The following is an 18212-nucleotide window of genomic DNA, read 5'->3' as shown; positions in this document are numbered from 1 at the left end:
ACGAAAAATACTCAAAAATCATTCAAAAACACTATTTATTCATTTTTTTTGCTGTAAATATCCTAGCGGGGAAAGCTGCAACGCAGCTTGGGGGCGGCAATGAGCCCCTCCTTAAAAAACTTCACAACATAGTTGATCCAGAAAATAACTCTACTAAAGCTATAAATGTTGATTTTAGAACTAGATTGCCACACCCCCTGCGGGGGTTCGCAACGACGGGGTCCTTTATTTTTCCTTTTAATTCAATAGGTTGTGCGTTAATTCGGCCGTTTTTTTAATTTCCGAGGTTGCGTACATACTTATGGGTAATAATATGGCCGCGGGGCGTAGGAGGGGGCGCTGGTTTTCAACTTGTAGTGTTTTTGAGTCTTACAAAACTTATGTTTGTAAGGCTCATGAATCAAAATTCTTTACCATGAATAAATCGTCTTCATAGAAAAATGGAAATTGAGTCGGTAAATCTTGACGTTCAATAATTTTGAATCCATTTTTTAGATAAAGCTTTTTAGCAGCAAGCGCTAAATCTTCTTTAGTACTCAAGAAAAAGGAGCATAAAGGTATGCTTACTTTTTTCTCTAAAAGTGTATCTAGCAATCTTTGAGCAACGCCCAATTGACGAAAATCTTTTCGCACGAACATTCTTTTTAAAATAAAAACAGTATCTGTGATCTTATCATAGGCAATTGTGCCAACAATTTCTTCGTTAATAACAGCGACCAAAAATAAGCCACCTTTTAGCTGATAAAAATCTTCAATTTGATGAAGATCTGGAAAATCTTTTTGATGAACCTTAAAGCCGCATTCTTGGGTCCAAATATCAAAAATAAGACTTATAATGGCTTTTGAATCGATATTTTTTGCTTCTCTAATTAATATATTATTTTTCATGATTTCTTTCTATATTTTGTAACGCACATTCAACAGTGAAGTGCACGATCCGGATTTAGCTTCATAAGCCCGAAGAAGATTTCAACGGGTTTTTTATAGCCCAACGATTTTCGTGGTCTATTATTCAGTTTATTCTGAACCTCTAACATTTTTTCTTATGTGAGTGAAGTAAAATAAAAATTTTTTTTTGAAAATATTTGGGCAATCTTTATAGATGGGCTCACCTTTAATTTAACCAAGCAAAAGCAGGCCGGTGTTATTTACGGATCAATAGCGGGGAAATGTGTATAAAAAATTGATGGTGTTTTCGACCTCATTATTATAACAATATGCCAGTATAAAAATCAAAAAGGTGTTTTTCGTTGGATCATATTAAAAAACCATATTTTGTTTCTTGGAGTGGTGGCAAAGATTCTTGTTTAGCATTACATCGTGCAGCAGAATGTTTGGGTAAACCTCATTTTCTTTTAAATATGCTCACGGAAGATGTTGAAAGAAGTAGGTCACATGGACTTAAAAAGCAGATCCTTCAAGCCCAAGCGGATTCATTGGGCGTTCCCATTTTATTTTACGCTGCAAGTTGGAATGAGTATGAAAGGACTTTTATTGCAGCTTTAAAAACACTTAAAAACGAAGGCATTGAAGCTGGTGTTTTTGGTGATATGCAAATGAAAAATCAATTTAATGCACTTGCGAATCGGCAATGGGCTGAACATGTTTGCAGGCAAGCTGAAATCGTCGCCATTGAACCTTTATGGGATGAAACAGAAGAAGATTTGATGTCAAATTTTTTAGCGTCAGGCATAAAAACCAAAATTATAGCGATTAATGCGAATTGTTTGGACAAAAAATATCTGGGCCAAGTGCTGACAAAAGAATTAATGAATGAATTTATAGGGCAGGGCATTCATCCTTTTGGTGAAGCAGGCGAATATCATAGTGTTGTTTTTGATAGTCCGCTTTTTTCAAAACCACTTAATCTAGTTGATAAAGAATCAGTTTTAAAAGAGGGGTATTGGTTTTTAGACGTCGACCTTATTTAAGTATTTTGTTTTTTATATTCATATAATCCAATTGCAGCGGCATTAGATACATTTAAGCAACCAATAGGGGGGACAGTCGGTAATTTTGCTAAATAGTCGCAGGATTCTAAGGATAATCTTCTTAATCCTGGGCCTTCAGCGCCAAGTAATAAGCCGATTTTGCCTTTTAAATCATGTTCGTGTAAAAATTTTTCACCATTTTCATCAAGGCCTACGACCCAAAACCCAATCTTTTTAAGCATATCAAGGCCGCGTGCTAAATTAGTAACACGGATAAAAGGAAGGAATTCGACAGCACCTGATGCGGATTTTGCAATAGTCCCTGTTAAAGGTGGTGTTCCACGATCTGTCGTTATAATTGCATGCGCGCCAAAAGCAGAAGCTGTTCGCATGATGGCCCCAATATTATGGGGATCTGTTACTTGATCAAGAATAACAACGCAAAGATTTTCTGTGTTTTCGTGCTCAATTATAAACTCTTCAAGGCTGGGTTGCGCTAAAGCTTTTGATTGAATTGCAATACCTTGATGAACAGCTTGAGGTGGTATATTTTTAGCAATTTCAAGCCCAGATCGTAATTCGTAAGGAATATGATCGGGCAATAATTGTTCTGCCATAAAGGTGTCGTAAATTTCAGTGGTAAGCAGCACTTTTTGAATATGACGCTTTGTATTAGAGAGCGCATATTTGCAAGCATGAAGACCATAAATCCAATCTTGATTGGATTTGGGTGTATCTTTTTTAAAAGAGGGGGCAGGTTTTCTATTTTTCATGACTGAGAATCTACACTAAATTAGTCTTTTTGGCGAGATTCTTTTTTACTAAGATTGAACCTTATTGTTTAACTTTTTTATAATGATCATTTTTTAAATAAAAAAAATAATTAATATTTTTTATTAATTATTTTAAATAAATATGATATAATTAATTTATTGGATAATTAAAAATAGGAATTTGAAATGCGCATTATTAACTTTTATTTATTTTTTGTTTTGGTTTTAATTTCTTTTGATTCTTTTTCACAAAAATATGAGCTTAAATCCTTTAATGAATTCGATACACATTGTGTCAATTTTAATCCCACAGAAACAATTGCAGTTTTTGATATTGATAATACTCTTGTTCGACAAAAACATATTCTTCTTGATGAAAATGACGATTTAGTCCTTGAATATTCAGAGTTTTGTGAAAAACTTATTCAGAAAAAGGGTATGAAATTTATAAAATTTTGGGATTTTCTAAGGGATAAAGTACATCAATTGTTTCCCAGGCAATATATTTGGGTTGAGGCGCAAATACCAAATTTTATTAAAAAATTACAAAATGAAGGTGTGTCCGTTATTACATGTACCGCTTCAACATTAGCTGAAGGTGATGAAAGATTAATATTGCTTAATGAAGCAGAAATTGATTTAACGAAACATTTTATTGATATTCATCATTATCCATTCTTTTATTCTGGCGATTTTTTTCACCCTGGTCATACGTCGTCAAAAAATAAAGCAGAAAAAATAGATGAAGTTGTTAGAATATTAAATGAAAAAAGAAGTGAATCTGGACAAAATTTAATTAACACTGTTTTATTTTTTGACAATCGTGAAGATCACGCTGATCATGTTTCGAAAACTATAAAATCAATCCCTAATGTGCATTCGTTTTATTATACTTATATTAAACATTCTTTAAATGTCGATGAAATTTATGAAGAAATTAAATATATTGATTAATATTATAATAGGGCAGAGAGGCTCTCTGTTTATATCTTTATTTTCTTTTTAAAGTAGCTAAAAAGAAGGAGAGATAAATGGATTTTCAAGAAGCTGCAAAAGCGCATCGTGATTGGAATACAAAATTACGCTTGTATTTAAATGGATCTGGTATGTTAAATCCTGAAGATATTCAAAAAGATAATCTTTGCGCTTTAGGTCAATGGATTTATGGTGAAGGCAAAAAAAATATTATTTATGCTGAATATGAAGAATTACGTAAAATACATATTAAATTTCATGAAAATGCTGCTGAAATCGTACGATTGATTGATAGTAATAAAAAAGAAGAAGCAAATCTAAAATTAGGTGCTGATAGTAAATTTAGAGAATTATCTTTAAAAATTCTTACGTTGCTTTCGTTTATGGAAAAAAAGGCAGCTGCATAATTTTTAGTTGATTATTGCTTCGTCAGGGAGGCTTATGAAAGACGTTAATTCAATATAGTCTTTATTCATTAATGCTGATATAAAAGGCGTTAAAAAGGCTTGTCTATAATTAACAATGATGAGTCCGTCTTTGTGTGTTAATAAAAGATCTTCCTGTTTAAACCCTTGTAACTTAAGTTTATCTTGAATGGTGGAAATAGGATCTTCATTGGTAATTTTATCATGAAGTCTAAAAAGAGCGTTATCCAGGTGCGATTGTTTGTAAAAAATTATTGCGAGATCTATAAAAACGACTAAAAAAGAAAATAAAATAGGTAAAATGACAATAAATTCAAGAATGCTACTTCCTTTTTGGGTTGGATTAATCCTCATTGGTTGTCAGCCTCATCACGCAACAAAATCTATCTCTCATCTTGCAGCAAGTGAGAAACAATCGAAAGAAAAATTACTGGATTATTATATTCGTCAAAAAATGCCTAATGAGGTAATTCAATTAACGGAAAATTGCCAAGATTTGCAATTATTAAACTATCGTGGCATAGCCTTTGATTTAACAGGGGCGCATTCAAAAGCGCAAGAAGTTTACAAAATAATTCTTGTGGTGGATGCGAAAAAAACGTCGATATTAAACAATCTTGCGTTATCATATTTTTTAGAGGGTAAAAATGAAGAAGCTAAAGAGGTTTTAGGATCATGTCCCCATTGCGCCAATCAAAAAATGTTAACCAATTTAAAGTAAAGCCGATTGAAGAATCAGACTTTTTAAATCAACGTCTTGATTTTTTGCTTCATGCAGCATCACGCCATGTAACCCGGATTTTTAAATCTCACCTTGAAGAGCATGATTTAACATATACCCAATATCTTGTTTTTTTAGCATTGAATACTGAATCACCTTCATCTGTTGAAGAAATTGGTGAAAAGCTTTATCTTGATTCGGGTACATTGACACCGCTCTTAAAAAGACTAGAAGCAAAAAATTTTATACGACGCATAAGAGCGCTTGAAGACGAGCGTAAACTTGATATTTCATTAACAGATTCAGGAAAAAAATTACGTCTTATTCTTTTTAATTTAAGTAATGAAATTTATGAACAATTGTCATTGGGGCCATCATTACAAACCATTAATATGCTCCTTTCAAAACTTATTTCTATTTTTCAACATAATGCGGCAAAAGATGTTTAGAAAGCTACTTTTTATTTTAAGAAAAAATTACACTTTCGCGAATTGTCGTTGTATAAAAACAATTAGTTGTATTCTTTTTTGAAAATTTGTAAAAATGTTTTCCTAAATTTAAAAATACTTGTAGAATAAGACTTGGCATAAAAACATTAACGTTTGGTAAAATAACACACCATATGAAGAATCAAATGGCATGTTATTTGCATATACTATCATTAAATAAAAATGTAATAGCCACCTAAGATCTTCGAGGTAAATTACACAAATTTTGTGTGAGAGTCCAGAAGTCCTTGAAACGAAATGAAGTGTATATGAAATGCATTAAGTTTGGGATACAAGGCATTGAAGACAAATTTGTCTATATGAAGGTGGATAGATACAAAAACAGGCCATTTCTGACAGAATGACGGGGAGGACCATCGCCTTGACGTATGAAGCAATTAAAAAAATAAAAACATCTTTTTTGAGGTCCTCTTATATATTGGGCTCTTTGTTCATGCTTAATGGATGTAGTGTCCCAGGATTCAATGTCACAACTCAAACACATACTTCTACTTACACGTCTTATTATGGACAAAGTATAGAATGTTTGGGCTTAATGCTGCCGCCTGAAAAGGTTTATAAATATACTGGCCTTATCGCAAGCTTCCTCGACAAAACAGGTAAAGGGTCCATTACAACGGCGAAACCCATTACACAAGGTGCAGCTGATCTTGCCGCAGATTCGCTTGCCAAGTTTAAATATTTTAAAATTAAAACGGCAATTCCACATAATTTTAGAGATAATCCACAGATTTTTGAATTTAATAAACAAGGTACTGATTTTTTTGTTCATGGCTCAATTGTAATTCTTGATTCTACACATGATCAAAAATCAATTTCTATTGCTATAAATCCAGTTAATTTTAATCACAAAGTAACGCGCGTTGTTGCAATAGTTCATATGTCGGTTAATTCTTCTCTTGATAACACAGTTTTTATTAATGATGGTGGTGATTTAGCTTCCGGTAATTTTAAAGCAGAATGGAATATTTTCCAAAATGATGCAGGTCTTTTTAGGCTTATTGGTAAAAAGGCTATTAATCTTAGTGGATCAATTCAAATTCAACAAGCGGCAGATCTTGCCTTACATGAAGCCATTGAATTGGGTCTTGTGAATCTTGTTGGTCGTATGTTTGATTTGCCTTATAATAGATGCTTGCCAAGGCAAGATAATGATTTTTCAAACGTAAGTAGTGAAATTGCACGTTTAAGCTATGGGCGCACGCCTTATCGTCCTGCAACAGCCACGCAAAATCATCACGCACCACAACAACCGCAATCGTCGCAGCCTCATCCAAATAATGCGCATCATGGGCAGCATCATTCGGGTAACGTACATCACGGGCAACAACATTCGAATAACGCGCATCATGGACAGCAACATTCGAATAATGCACATCATCAGAAGCATTCAAAACATGCGCCATTGTCTGTTGAGAGTCAGCCTTTGGAGCCTTTAAAATAGATTTCTGAAACGCGCTGTTGAGGGCCGATCGATGTTGTTTCGGTCTCAGTGGCGTTTATATAATCGTTTAATTTCATACGAATATCTTTTCTAACTTTTTTCATGTATAAAAACTTTATATCGTCCGTTATTTCTTGTTTGCGGTTAAAGTTAATGCGTTATAAACCATGTGGTGTTACGTTGCTTTATACTGAAAGATTTAAAATTGCTCATTCTTAGATTTTGCTTTATAAATTAAATAATCTGTTTTAATGATTAGAAATAATAATGGTGATTTTTTATGAATAATATATGTTTAATAACCGGCGCCTCGTCTGGTATTGGTCGGTCTTTGGCTATTCAGATGGCGCAAAAAGGTTTTTACATTATTGCTATTGCGCGTAATATTGAAAAATTGAACGAACTTGCATTAGAGATCGGATTATCTCAAATTAAAATTTGTGTATGCGATGTGTCAGATGCTGAATCCATTCGAAAAGTATCTGAAAATTTAGTCCAAGAAAACTTAATTCCATCAATATTTTTTTTAAATGCTGGGGATGGTTTGGTTGAACCAATAGGCAATTTAAATTTAGAAACGCATCAAAAAACATTTGCAGTCAATTATTTTGGTGCAATCCAGTGGATTGACGAATTTATGCCTTTGGTTAAAGAAAAAGGCGCAAAATTTATAGCGACTTCGTCTATATTAACCTATTTTGCGACACCTGGGGGCGCTTCTTATTGTGCGAGTAAATCAGCCCTTAAAGCATGTTTTGATGCGCTAAGGCGCCAATATTTGGGTACGAAGCTTGAGTTTGTATGTGTTCATCCAGGACCAACGGATACAAATATGTTGAAGACGCATAAAAAGCTTCCTTTTGTATGGCTACCTGAGAAAGCGGCATCTTATATGATTAAAAAAGTTTTTGCCAGCAAAAAAGTAATTGCGTTTCCTTTTTTTTGGCGTTGTTTTTTTAGAATATTATCTATATTGCCTGATGCGTGGGTAATGAAGGTGTTGAAATAATATGTTAAAGCCACGTCACAAAAGAATGTTAGATCTACTTCAACGCCATTTGGATCCTGATTATTTAGAGCTTATTGATGATTCTCAAAAACATGTTGGCCATAGGGACAATTTAGATGAAACGCATTTTCGTCTCATTATTAAAAGTAAAATTTTAGAAAATTTATCACGTCTAGAGGCGCATCGACGAATACATGATTTGCTCCATCAGGAATTTAGTGATGGATTGCATGCCTTAAATATTAAAATCCTACGAAATTAATCAAGATAAAATTATTAACTTAATGATTTATAATATTTTATTGCAATTTTCTATGTCTTTCGTATAATACAATTGGTTGAATAATTATCAATCTATGGTTGTAAATTAAGTTCATTTTAAGGTATAATACGAAAAAAGGCTTAATAATGGATCTTGCACGTACGACGCTTATCAGTAAAAATATTACAGTATTAGGGAAAAGAACCAGTGTCCGCTTAGAACCTGCTATGTGGGAAGCCCTACAGGAAATTGCTGAAAAAGAAAATGCGTCTTTAAACGATATCTGTTCTCATGTGCATCACAATCGTTTGGAATCTTCTTTGACCTCGGCATTACGTGTTTACATCCTGACCTATTATAGATTTCCTAAAATGAGATCTTTAAGACCGTGTCGAGAAAATTCTTAAAAAATAATAAAGATTGCTTGCAATTTTTTTTATTTTCAGCATAATCACTTGAGGTTAAAGGACACATAGCTCAGCGGTAGAGCACTACGTTGACATCGTAGTGGTCACAGGTTCGATCCCTGTTGTGTCCACCATGTTATTTTTCTTGCCAATTCATATCATTTTCCCGTTTAATATAATAAGACTTACTCTAAATAGTAAAAAAATATCGTGGAAAACGCTCAAAATAAAACTCAAAATGATTCTAAAATTGCTCTTTCAGGAAGCGAAATCCTTCTTAATGGTCAATATATAATTTATTCAGATCAACCTTTGTCAGAGCATAATAGCTATACATGTTTGGGATTTAAAGCACGTTATATTGAGGAAGTCGAGGAGGATAACCTCTATGCACTTGTTTTTCATCCAAAAACGCCTCCAAGGCTTGATTTAATAGATGCGTTTAAAAATCTGCATGATTTAAACTTAGAGCTCTTACTTGACTGGGGTGTTGTGGAATGGTCACAACCATCAAGCAGGCGAATTGTAACCATTTTTAGAAAAATAGGTGTTGAGCCACTTTTTAAAAAAAAAAATTTAGAGACTGAGCCTTACATAGAAGAAGAATTAATAAATGATGTTATTCAACCTCTTTATCATCTTTTAGATAATCTTTTCGTACGAGGCGCAACACATCGTCATATTAACCCTTCAAATTTATTCCTTGGGGAAACAACAAGGCGCCAAGTTATTTTAGGTCAATGTGTATCTATTCCGCCTGGATTTGACCAACCTATTTTATTCGAAACAATAGACTCTAGCCTTGCGCATCCTTCTGCACGTGGGAATGGTGCAATGAGTAACGATCTTTATGCATTGGGGGTATTACTTGCCATACTTGTAATGGGTGGAAATCCTCTCTTCGATTTAAAAGATGAGGAGATTCTTGAAAGCAAAATTGTTAATGGGTCATTTTTAACAATTATTGGTACTTTTAAGTTACCTCTTGGATTAATCGAATTGCTTAGAGGTCTTTTAATTGATAATTGCCGCGATAGATGGAATTTAAATGATTTGAAATTATGGCTTGATGGCAGAAGGTTAACGCCAAAACCGTCAATTTCAGCAAAAAAGTCGTTAAGGGCTTTTGTGTTTGAAAAAAAGAGCTATTATCAATTGGATCACCTTATAAAAGATATTATGGTGATGGGATCACAAGGTCTTGATGTTCTTAAAAGTAATAAATTGCATGAATGGATAAAAAGAAGTTTAAATGGTGATGTTCTTGCTGTTGAAATAGAAAATCTTTATGTAAGTTTGTCTAGTATGGGCACTATTTCAAATCCAGAAAAGATATTATCAAGAATCGTATTTTTGACAACACCCAATTTTCCTATTGTTTATAAAAAATTAATTGTAATGATTGATGGTATAGCAAATGCATTAGTTTACGCTATTGATCACTCAGAAATAAAACAAATATTGTCTGAAATGATATCTTTGCGTTTGCCAGTTAATTGGCTAGCGGCTCAAAAAAGTCTGTCATCACATCAAACGAAATTAATTTCTGTTTTCGAAAAACTTCCCATAAGCATTAATTCCAGCAATTATGGTCAAGGGTATGAACGTTGTCTTTATGAAATGAATCCTCATTTGCCTTGTATGAGTCCATTATTATATGATTTAGCTGTGTTAACTATAGAAGATCTGCTTCCTTGTTTAGAAAGGATTGCACTAAAAGAATCTCAAAATTCTTCTCCTTTCGATAAGCATATTCTTGCTTTTATTGCACTTAGGAGTAAAGGTGGAGGTGAATCTATGGTTACTGAATTTCGTCTAAATCATGAACGTAATAAAGTAAGCTTAGCTATATTAAAGCTATATGTTAATATTTTAAAAAAAACAAAAGGAGGATTTTTCCCACATTTAGCAAAGTGGATTGCAAGTTTTTCACCACTTGGTCTTGTTTCATATAAAAACGTAAATAGACAAAACGAAATATTGTTGAAATTAAATGAAGCAATAAAAAAGGGAGATCTTATTGCAATGAACGATATTGCTGATGATAATAAATTGATTGAAAAAGATAAAATTGAATTTGAAAATGCTAAACAAACTTATGTAACGATTCAAAAATTTATCCAGATGATAGAAGATGAAAAACAAAATTTAGATAAAGTTGTACGGTTTTTAGGCGGAAAAATTGCATCTTTAATTTGTCTTGTATTGGCGTTAATTGGATCGTTTATATTGTTATTGGTTTTAATTTAAAATGAAAAATAAAAAAATTGAACAGGTTAAAAAAAATCCATCAAAAAAGTCTTTTGGACTATTTTCTTTTTTAATGCTTGTGTCGTTATCCATTGTTTTTAAAGCAACTTTTGTATTACTTATAATAGCCTTGTTACCTACATTAGTGATGTTTTTTGTTGAAAGAAAAACAACGCAATATCTCACATTTTGTATTGGAACGATGAATTTGATGGGAACAATTCCTTTTGTTTTTATGATTTGGAAAAAGAATCATGGTATTACAAATGTTTTAGAATTGTTTGCAATGCCTAAAACATGGCTTATTATTTATGGAGGGGCTGCTATCGGTCTTGCAATTTATTCTATTATGCCTTCAATTGTTAAATTCTTTAGGACATCTTTTTTAAGAAATCAACTCGCTTTCGCTGAAAAAGAGAAGCAAAAAATATTAGACGATTGGGGTATAAAAATTGATGAAAAAGAAGAGAAATAAAAGTTATTTCTTTACGCCACGGTTTTTGCACCGTGGCATGTTCATTTTTACGTTTTTCTATTGGGCGATCGTATTTTTAAAATTTACGTTCAAAAGCTGTAAATAGATGCGCGGGACGTGTTGGATCTGTATAATCTGGATTTATTTCAAATTTCAACTTTTTATCATCTAATAACGTTGAGTGTTCTCTGGTTTCTTTTTTGACCATCACTATTAAGCTATTATATCCAGGAAAACGATCAGCATTTGCTAAGTAATTTATCAATTGTCTCCAGAATTTCTTTTCAGGTAAATCAGCTTCACGATCGAGACAAGAAACCAGCATGCGAATGATACCATTATCTTCAAAACGGTAATAAGTACCACCTACTAGCTGCTCTGACAAATAAATCATAATTAATGAAACCATATTATTATGAAATTTTTCTTTCAGATCATTGGCTATTTCATTTACCCTACCTACAAACGTTTTGTATACATGCGTTTCTTTATACTCATCCTCGGTAAGATTTTTTTTGTTATTTTTTATATGTTCGGATACGTGAAATTTAAAAGCATGATCATTATAATCTTTAATATATTGATTATCCTCTCTATCTTTAAGTTCGCGCAAAGATGCATTTGGTTCTTCGTCTTTTTTAATAGAAAATTCGTGGACAATTTCAGGTTCAAAAGCTAGACACATAGTTGTGTTTAAGATCGTTAATAAAAACAATGCTATTCTCATCGAAAACTCCTTTTATTATATTTTTAGACAAATAAGAGTATCAATATGAATCACATTACACAAGAATGTTATAGTCGATAGACATTGGAAGGATACATCGTCACGCCTCACTCATGTATATAAGGATACACTTCGTTCGTTGTTCCTTGTCTGCTCCTCAAGTCTATCAACTATAGGCAACGTTTCCCTATGCAGTTTTTATTGACTCGACTTCATCAATGCTTTGGCCTTTTATAAAACGCTGTAAATGTTGGTTAGGGCTTGATTGTAATGATGATAAAGGTCCATACCAATCAATTTTTCCTTCGCGCAAAAAGGCGACATTATCGGCGATTTTATAGAGGCTGCCTAAATCATGCGTAATGGTAATAGCTGTAGCACCTAAACGTTTAACAGATTGAATAATAAGATTATTAATAACATCGGACATGATGGGATCAAGACCCGTAGTCGGTTCATCAAAAAAAATGATTTCAGGTTTTGTGGCAATGGCACGCGCGAGTGATACACGTTTTTGCATCCCACCTGATAATTCTGATGGATAAAGATCTGCTATTTCAGGTCCTAAGCCAACTTCTTTTAGGCATTCCAAGGCTTGAAGACGCGCGTCATCGCGCGATATTTTTTGACGTTGAAAAAGGCCAAAAGCAATATTTTCCCAGATACTTAGCGAGTCAAAAAGTGCGCCCCCTTGAAATAACATACCTGACTTACTAATGATACGATCACGGGATTTTGCCTCACCATAATTAATTTTTTCTTCGTCTAAATATATGTCGCCTTTATCATTTTCGATAATACCTAAAATGCATTTAATTAAGACGGATTTACCGCTGCCGGATCCGCCTAAAATAACCAATGATTTACCTTGTTGAATATCAAGATCAATATTATTTAAGACGCATTTGGGTCCAAATCTTTTTGAAAGCCCTCTAATTTTTATTTTAAGATTTGTACTCATTGTGCGAAAAAAAGCTCCGTAATGATGTAGTTAAATACAAGAATAAGGATGGAAGCTGACACAACTGCATTTGTTGTCGCTTTACCAACGCCTTGTGCGCCACCTTTGGTGTGGAATCCATGATAGCAGCCCATAAGTGTTATAATGAAGCCAAAAACTGCTGCTTTCACAAGTCCTGAAAAAACGTCATGAAATTCAACAAATTGAATCGTATCTTCAATATAATCCATGGGTAAATTGCCAAGTTTAAAGACGCCAACAATATAGCCACCTAAAACACCGATAATATCAGCAATAAGAACAAGTATAGGGAGAATTAAAACACCTGTTAAAACGCGTGGTACAACAAGATATCGATAAGGATTGGCTGATAATGTGACAAGCGCATCTATTTGTTCGGTCACGCGCATTGTACCGATTTCTGCTGCCATTGAAGCACCTACGCGTCCTGCAACCATAAGCCCCGCAAGAACAGGGCCGAGTTCACGTGTCATGGATATAACAACAACAGAGGCAACACCTGTGTCAGCACCAAATCGTGAAAACCCTGTATAAGTTTGAAGCGCTAAAACCATACCTGAAAAAATAGCTGTAAGACCAACAACAGGTAATGAATAATAGCCAACCTCAACTAATTGATGGGTGAAACTACGAAAATTAAAAGGGGCACGAAATAAATTTAAAATTGTTTCATAGACGAAAAGAAAAAGACGGCCGGAAGATTCAAAAAAACTTAGGGCAGACCGACCAACAGAGGTTAAAAACATAAAACTCACTTCATATAAAAACGGTACATTCTATCACGCAGTGAAGTAAGAACTTCATAATGAATTGTACCCATAAAATCCGCCACTTTGTCTAGTGACAGATGCTGACCTATTAGTTCGACAAGGTCGTCGATTTCTGGTTCCAGTGATCGAATAGGTGTTAAATCAACAGCCATTAAATCCATAGATACACGGCCTAAAATTTTTAAATATTGGCCTTTATAATAGACTTCACCGCGATTGCTCGCTGATCTTAACAAACCATCCGCATAACCATAAGCGATGATGCCGATCGTCATTGCGTGGGGCGCTACAAAAGTTGCATTATATCCAACTGAATCGCCTTTATTTATTTTTTTAATCTGTAAAATCTTGGCGTAAAGTTGAAGAATGGTGTTCATAGGATTGGGTAAATTTGGCGTTGGGTTGCCACCATATAAAGCAATGCCTGGACGAACCATATCAAAATGATATTTTGGATCTAAAAAAATACCGGCTGAATTAGCAAAAGATGCCGCTATTTCAGGTATTTTTTCTTTAACGTTTAGGAAGCGGTCTAATTGTATTTGGTTAAGTGGATTTTTGGGATCCTCGGCACAAGCCAAATGGGACATAATACCTTGTAAAGAAAAAGAATACATAATTTTTTTGGTGTCAAAAATTTTAAACTCTTCTTGGGTTAATCCCAAACGATTCATACCTGTATCGACATGTAGAAAAGCAGGATAATCTTTGCGTGATTTTGTTGTTTCATCAATCCACAAACGTACTTGATCTAAAGAATTGAGAACAGGAATCAAATTATGTTTTTTAAAACCAGCGCAATTACCTTCTTGAGGTCCATAAAGGACATAAATATTTGAATCTTTAAAATATTTTTTAAGGGTGACACCTTCTTCATAGGTTGCTACAAAAAAATGACGTGCGCCTTCTTCATAAAGCATCTCCGTCACTTCAATATCACCTAAACCATAGGCATCGGCTTTAACAGCTGCTGCAATAATTGAGTGTGGTGCCTTTTGAGCCAAAATCTGATAATTTTTTTTGATATTTTCAAGATCAATAATGGCAAAGGACGTAAAGGCCGATTCTTTTAAATCGAGCAACAATGAATTTAAAGTATTCGTGTCATGTGAATTAGGTTTTTCAGCCATTTGCATGTCGAAGCTTCTCTGGTAAATATTGATCCGCAATATAATTATCGAATTTCGTTGTTTGGCCGTCAAACCTTAATGTTACTTTACCAACAGGGCCGTGACGTTGTTTCGCAATAATAACTTCGGCCGTATCAACAGCTTTGCCCATGGCTTCCTGCCATTGCGCGTAACGTTGTTGAAACTTATTATTATCTTCATCAGGTCGTTGGACAGGTTCGGCGCGTTCCAAATAATATTGCTGACGATACACAAACATCACAACGTCAGCATCTTGCTCAATCGATCCAGATTCACGTAAATCTGATAATTGGGGACGTTTGTCATCGCGACTTTCAACAGCACGTGATAACTGAGATAAAGCGATAACGGGTACGCCTAATTCTTTGGCGATACCTTTTAGTCCACGTGTAATTTCTGAAATTTCATTCACGCGATTATCATTTTTACCTTTGGTCGATGATTGCATCAGCTGCAAATAATCGACAACAATCAATGAAAGATCTTTTTGACGCTTTAAACGTCTGGCGCGTGTTCGCAATGCACTTACAGAAAGACTGGGTGTGTCATCAATAAAAAAGGAAAGTGTTGATAAATCTTGCGCAGAGCGTGTTAATCGTTGGAATTCTTCTGCGTCCATTTTCCCACGTCGAATATTTTCCGAGGGGATTTTGGCATTTTCAGACAAAATACGCATGGCTAATTGGGCAGCGGACATTTCAAGTGAAAAGAAACCAATGACACCACCATCCACAATTTTTGAAACACCATTGGGCTCTGTTTCGGTTTTCAATGCGCGAGCAACATTAAAAGCAATATTGGTGGCAAGTGCGGTTTTACCCATAGAAGGGCGACCCGCTAAAATAATAAGATCTGAAGGATGCAACCCACCCAATAAATGATCTAAATCGGTAAAAGTTGTGGCAAGTCCTGTTAATTGACGATTGCGTTTAAACGCAAATTCTGCCATTTCAACAGCTTCAGTAAGGGAGTTCGAAAAAGGTTGAAATCCACGATCTGATTCGCCAGATGTGACTAAATCAAAAAGCTTTTGTTCAGTTGCTTCAATTTGTTGAACGGCCGTAACTTCAATATTAGGACGAGACGCTGAATAAGAAACATCGTCCCCAATAAGTATAAGCTGGCGTCTTAAGTGTAAATCATTAAGGGTTCTACCATAATCTTCAGCATGTGTAATACTAATAGCTGAATAAGCGAGTTTCGTTAAGTATTCAACACCACCAATATCAGCGAATATACCGCTATGCTCTAAAAAAGTTTTAAGCGTTGTGGGATTAGCCAATTGTCCACGTTCAATTAAACGCGCCATCGCCTCATATACTTTTTGGTGAGAGGGATGATAGAAATGATCAGCAAATAAATATTCTGAAACCTGTTCATAGGCTTTATTATTGACTAAAATAGCGCCCAACAAGGCTTGTTCTGCCTCTAAATTATGGGGCAAAATTTTAGATATATCGTTCTGAGTTTGTTTTTGCTGATATGACATGTGTGATACTCTAGCGACACTTATCCACAAGTGCAAGGGCAATTTTTACATCCAAATTGTTCTTGTGCGATGTGATGAAATTAAGTTCTTATATTCTTATATTTAGCTACAATTTGCACATTCTATAAAAAGCATTTTTTTAAGGTATTGATTTTTAATTTTATTATTTCAAGGTCAATATTTGATAATTTTTTATCGTATCAATGAATAACATTTTTAGAGATCGAAAAAATATTTTTTAATTAAAAAATAATAAAAAGCTTAAACATCTTGTTGATATTTAATAATAATAAAATACTTTAGATCTAATCTCTTGATATTAAACAATTTGTATGTTTTTAAAATTACAAATCTAGTTCATCTAATTGATTTTTATTAATTAATTTAAATTTTAATTTTAATATATTGTTTTTTTACTTTGATTGTCTTGTTGACACTAGGTCAGTGAAGCTGATATATAATTGATTTGCTTCATTTGTAAAATTAGTAATTTTAAGGTTTAATATGAAAAATATAATAAAGGTAACTTTTGGTTGTGCAATTTTTTTGTCTCAAGCTTTTGTAACAAATCCAACTGACGCTGGACGAATTAAAAAAACTTCACCAAGGAAACAAAATAGTTCATCTAATAAAGAAAATAAAATTTTCGGAACAGGCCTTAATCAGAGTCAACTCAAAATAAACCAATTTTTTAAGCCAAGTAAATCGATAGAACAAATTAGTAAGTCTAGCCAACTGACAGAACAAGAATTGCCGCTTGTAATTGATTTAATAGAGTCAAATGAAATTACTTTTTCTAATGATGTTAATATGAGTGTGTTATGCGACAGCACAACTTCTGAAGAAGGTAGTTCTTTAGGCCTTTCTTTGAGTGAGTCTGAAGGTACATCTGAAGGTACATCTTTAGATGTGAATTCGGATAATATTGACACAACAATGTCAGATTTAGATATTATTCCTGGTGAAATTAAAATTGATTTAACTGAAGAGGATTATATAAATACACTTAAAAGTGCAATCCAAAATTCAAAAAAATCATTAATTATTGCAAGCAATCAAATTAGTTTGCATAAAAAATTTAAAAGTGATCTTTATACACTTCTATGGCGCGCAAAGCATCTTAGAAACGTTGATATTTTTATTTTCTTTTCCACTATAAGTGAAGACTCAAAAGGATTTTTAGATTTTTTAAACACGCATGAAATAAGATATTGTGTTGGTAAAATACCTACAAACTTTATAATTGCAGATAATAATTTTGTTTCTTTGGGGTCAGCAGATTGGTTATCAGATACCAATTTTTTAACTAAATTTATAAGTTCCGTATCAATTGATGGTGATGCTAGTGAAAAACTCATCAATATATTAAAGAATAACTTATTAACAATTTTAAATATAAATTCTAATGCAGAGCAATTTAATCAATCGCATACTTTTAAAATTGATAATGAAAATAAAGTTTCTTATTTGGTCACACAAAATGACCATTACATTTTTTTAGAAAATCTTTTAAAAACTTCAAAAAACGTAAAGATTTTTTGTCCAACAATATTGGGTGATACTAATTATGAAAACTATAAAATTAATAAAAACTTAATAAGTGATGCGCTTAATGCAAACAAAGATCTAAAAATAACATTTAATTTTGATACGTTAAATCCATTCCTTGATGAGCTTGAAAAAGATATTGAGTCCTTAAATTTTTTCTATGGAAATCAACGATGTCAACTTTGGTGTGGAAATGGCTGTTTTATAAAAAATACAATAATTTCTGATGATACAACAATTATTGAAGGATCGTTTGGATGGACTTTGAAAGATGCTAAAGGCTTCAGTATTGCTCTTAATGGTCCAAAAGCTTCAGTAGAAATTGATAGATTTGTTAATATATATGAATTTTCGCCTGAGTAAT

Annotated in this window: 22 protein-coding genes and 1 tRNA gene; 14 read left to right on the top strand and 9 right to left on the bottom strand. The window is 33.4% G+C overall.

The window, feature by feature from the left end:
* A partial coding sequence (locus Q8L85_08090) for a hypothetical protein (GenBank protein ID MDP1724646.1) occupies window positions 1–278 on the top strand: 278 nt, incomplete at its 5' end.
* A gap of 115 nt (window positions 279–393) precedes the next feature.
* On the opposite strand, the gene Q8L85_08085 is transcribed toward Q8L85_08090, so the two are convergent.
* On the bottom strand, window positions 394–888 hold the full coding sequence (locus Q8L85_08085) for a GNAT family N-acetyltransferase (protein ID MDP1724645.1): 495 nt from the start codon (window positions 886–888) through the stop codon (window positions 394–396).
* A gap of 362 nt (window positions 889–1250) precedes the next feature.
* Here Q8L85_08085 and Q8L85_08080 point away from each other — a divergent pair, with 362 nt between their 5' ends.
* On the top strand, window positions 1251–1931 hold the full coding sequence (locus Q8L85_08080; protein MDP1724644.1) for a diphthine--ammonia ligase: 681 nt from the start codon (window positions 1251–1253) through the stop codon (window positions 1929–1931).
* Here Q8L85_08080 and rlmB read toward each other — a convergent pair.
* Complete coding sequence (gene rlmB, locus Q8L85_08075) at window positions 1928–2704, bottom strand: 23S rRNA (guanosine(2251)-2'-O)-methyltransferase RlmB (GenBank protein MDP1724643.1); 777 nt, start codon at window positions 2702–2704, stop codon at window positions 1928–1930. The two genes, Q8L85_08080 and rlmB, sit on opposite strands and share 4 nt — an antisense overlap.
* Window positions 2705–2890: 186 nt before the next feature.
* Between rlmB and Q8L85_08070 the strand changes: the two genes are divergently transcribed.
* Together Q8L85_08070 and Q8L85_08065 are read left to right on the top strand one after the other, a co-directional pair.
* Window positions 2891–3658 carry a DUF2608 domain-containing protein gene (locus Q8L85_08070; protein MDP1724642.1) on the top strand — a complete coding sequence of 256 codons (768 nt, stop codon included), beginning with the start codon at window positions 2891–2893 and terminating at the stop codon, window positions 3656–3658.
* A 77-nt stretch (window positions 3659–3735) separates the two neighbouring features.
* Window positions 3736–4086, top strand: coding sequence for a CZB domain-containing protein (locus Q8L85_08065; GenBank protein MDP1724641.1), 351 nt, complete (start codon window positions 3736–3738; stop codon window positions 4084–4086).
* 3 nt (window positions 4087–4089) lie between these two features.
* Here Q8L85_08065 and Q8L85_08060 read toward each other — a convergent pair whose 3' ends face one another.
* Window positions 4090–4458 carry a pilus assembly protein gene (locus tag Q8L85_08060; protein ID MDP1724640.1) on the bottom strand — a complete coding sequence of 123 codons (369 nt, stop codon included), beginning with the start codon at window positions 4456–4458 and terminating at the stop codon, window positions 4090–4092.
* Between Q8L85_08060 and Q8L85_08055 the strand changes: the two genes are divergently transcribed.
* The 3 genes from Q8L85_08055 to Q8L85_08045 all read left to right on the top strand — a co-directional run bounded on the left by Q8L85_08055 (window position 4424) and on the right by Q8L85_08045 (window position 6778).
* The gene (locus Q8L85_08055; GenBank protein MDP1724639.1) at window positions 4424–4825 is read left to right on the top strand and encodes a hypothetical protein; all 402 of its coding nucleotides are present in this window, start codon (window positions 4424–4426) and stop codon (window positions 4823–4825) included. The genes Q8L85_08060 and Q8L85_08055 overlap by 35 nt on opposite strands.
* Window positions 4789–5274, top strand: a complete 486-nt coding sequence (locus tag Q8L85_08050; protein MDP1724638.1) for a MarR family transcriptional regulator — start codon at window positions 4789–4791, stop codon at window positions 5272–5274. Before Q8L85_08055 ends, Q8L85_08050 begins: the two co-directional genes overlap by 37 nt.
* Window positions 5275–5767: 493 nt before the next feature.
* Window positions 5768–6778 (top strand): hypothetical protein, encoded by a 1011-nt coding sequence (locus Q8L85_08045; GenBank protein MDP1724637.1) that lies wholly within the window; start codon window positions 5768–5770, stop codon window positions 6776–6778.
* Here Q8L85_08045 and Q8L85_08040 read toward each other — a convergent pair.
* Complete coding sequence (locus Q8L85_08040) at window positions 6754–6882, bottom strand: hypothetical protein (protein ID MDP1724636.1); 129 nt, start codon at window positions 6880–6882, stop codon at window positions 6754–6756. The genes Q8L85_08045 and Q8L85_08040 overlap by 25 nt on opposite strands.
* A 176-nt stretch (window positions 6883–7058) precedes the next feature.
* Here Q8L85_08040 and Q8L85_08035 point away from each other — a divergent pair, with 176 nt between their 5' ends.
* The 6 genes from Q8L85_08035 to Q8L85_08010 all read left to right on the top strand — a co-directional run bounded on the left by Q8L85_08035 (window position 7059) and on the right by Q8L85_08010 (window position 11181).
* The gene (locus Q8L85_08035) at window positions 7059–7787 is read left to right on the top strand and encodes an SDR family oxidoreductase (protein ID MDP1724635.1); all 729 of its coding nucleotides are present in this window, start codon (window positions 7059–7061) and stop codon (window positions 7785–7787) included.
* Window position 7788: 1 nt separating this feature from the next.
* Window positions 7789–8049, top strand: a complete 261-nt coding sequence (locus Q8L85_08030; protein MDP1724634.1) for a BolA family protein — start codon at window positions 7789–7791, stop codon at window positions 8047–8049.
* Between the two features lie 146 nt (window positions 8050–8195).
* Entirely contained in the window at window positions 8196–8456 is a 261-nt protein-coding gene (locus Q8L85_08025; protein ID MDP1724633.1) for a ribbon-helix-helix domain-containing protein, read from the top strand.
* Between the two features lie 59 nt (window positions 8457–8515).
* A tRNA-Val gene (locus Q8L85_08020) sits at window positions 8516–8590 on the top strand.
* A 76-nt stretch (window positions 8591–8666) separates the two neighbouring features.
* Window positions 8667–10706, top strand: coding sequence for a hypothetical protein (locus Q8L85_08015; GenBank protein MDP1724632.1), 2040 nt, complete (start codon window positions 8667–8669; stop codon window positions 10704–10706).
* Window position 10707: 1 nt separating this feature from the next.
* Window positions 10708–11181, top strand: coding sequence for a hypothetical protein (locus Q8L85_08010; GenBank protein MDP1724631.1), 474 nt, complete (start codon window positions 10708–10710; stop codon window positions 11179–11181).
* A gap of 76 nt (window positions 11182–11257) precedes the next feature.
* On the opposite strand, the gene Q8L85_08005 is transcribed toward Q8L85_08010, so the two are convergent.
* From Q8L85_08005 to Q8L85_07985, 5 genes are all read right to left on the bottom strand, one after another.
* On the bottom strand, window positions 11258–11908 hold the full coding sequence (locus Q8L85_08005) for a hypothetical protein (protein ID MDP1724630.1): 651 nt from the start codon (window positions 11906–11908) through the stop codon (window positions 11258–11260).
* A 187-nt stretch (window positions 11909–12095) separates the two neighbouring features.
* Window positions 12096–12869 carry an ATP-binding cassette domain-containing protein gene (locus Q8L85_08000; protein ID MDP1724629.1) on the bottom strand — a complete coding sequence of 258 codons (774 nt, stop codon included), beginning with the start codon at window positions 12867–12869 and terminating at the stop codon, window positions 12096–12098.
* On the bottom strand, window positions 12866–13636 hold the full coding sequence (locus Q8L85_07995; GenBank protein ID MDP1724628.1) for an ABC transporter permease: 771 nt from the start codon (window positions 13634–13636) through the stop codon (window positions 12866–12868). The genes Q8L85_08000 and Q8L85_07995 overlap by 4 nt, the downstream gene beginning before the upstream one ends.
* A gap of 5 nt (window positions 13637–13641) precedes the next feature.
* Window positions 13642–14790 (bottom strand): alanine racemase, encoded by a 1149-nt coding sequence (gene alr / locus Q8L85_07990; GenBank protein MDP1724627.1) that lies wholly within the window; start codon window positions 14788–14790, stop codon window positions 13642–13644.
* The gene (locus tag Q8L85_07985) at window positions 14783–16300 is read right to left on the bottom strand and encodes a replicative DNA helicase (protein MDP1724626.1); all 1518 of its coding nucleotides are present in this window, start codon (window positions 16298–16300) and stop codon (window positions 14783–14785) included. Before Q8L85_07985 ends, alr begins: the two co-directional genes overlap by 8 nt.
* Before the next feature lie 504 nt (window positions 16301–16804).
* Between Q8L85_07985 and Q8L85_07980 the strand changes: the two genes are divergently transcribed.
* The gene (locus Q8L85_07980) at window positions 16805–18211 is read left to right on the top strand and encodes a hypothetical protein (GenBank protein ID MDP1724625.1); all 1407 of its coding nucleotides are present in this window, start codon (window positions 16805–16807) and stop codon (window positions 18209–18211) included.
* Window position 18212 lies beyond the last annotated feature (1 nt).

This window comes from Alphaproteobacteria bacterium (assembly GCA_030680745.1).
GTDB lineage: Bacteria > Pseudomonadota > Alphaproteobacteria > JAUXUR01 > JAUXUR01 > JAUXUR01.
This window is presented reverse-complemented; position numbering and strand designations above follow the sequence as displayed.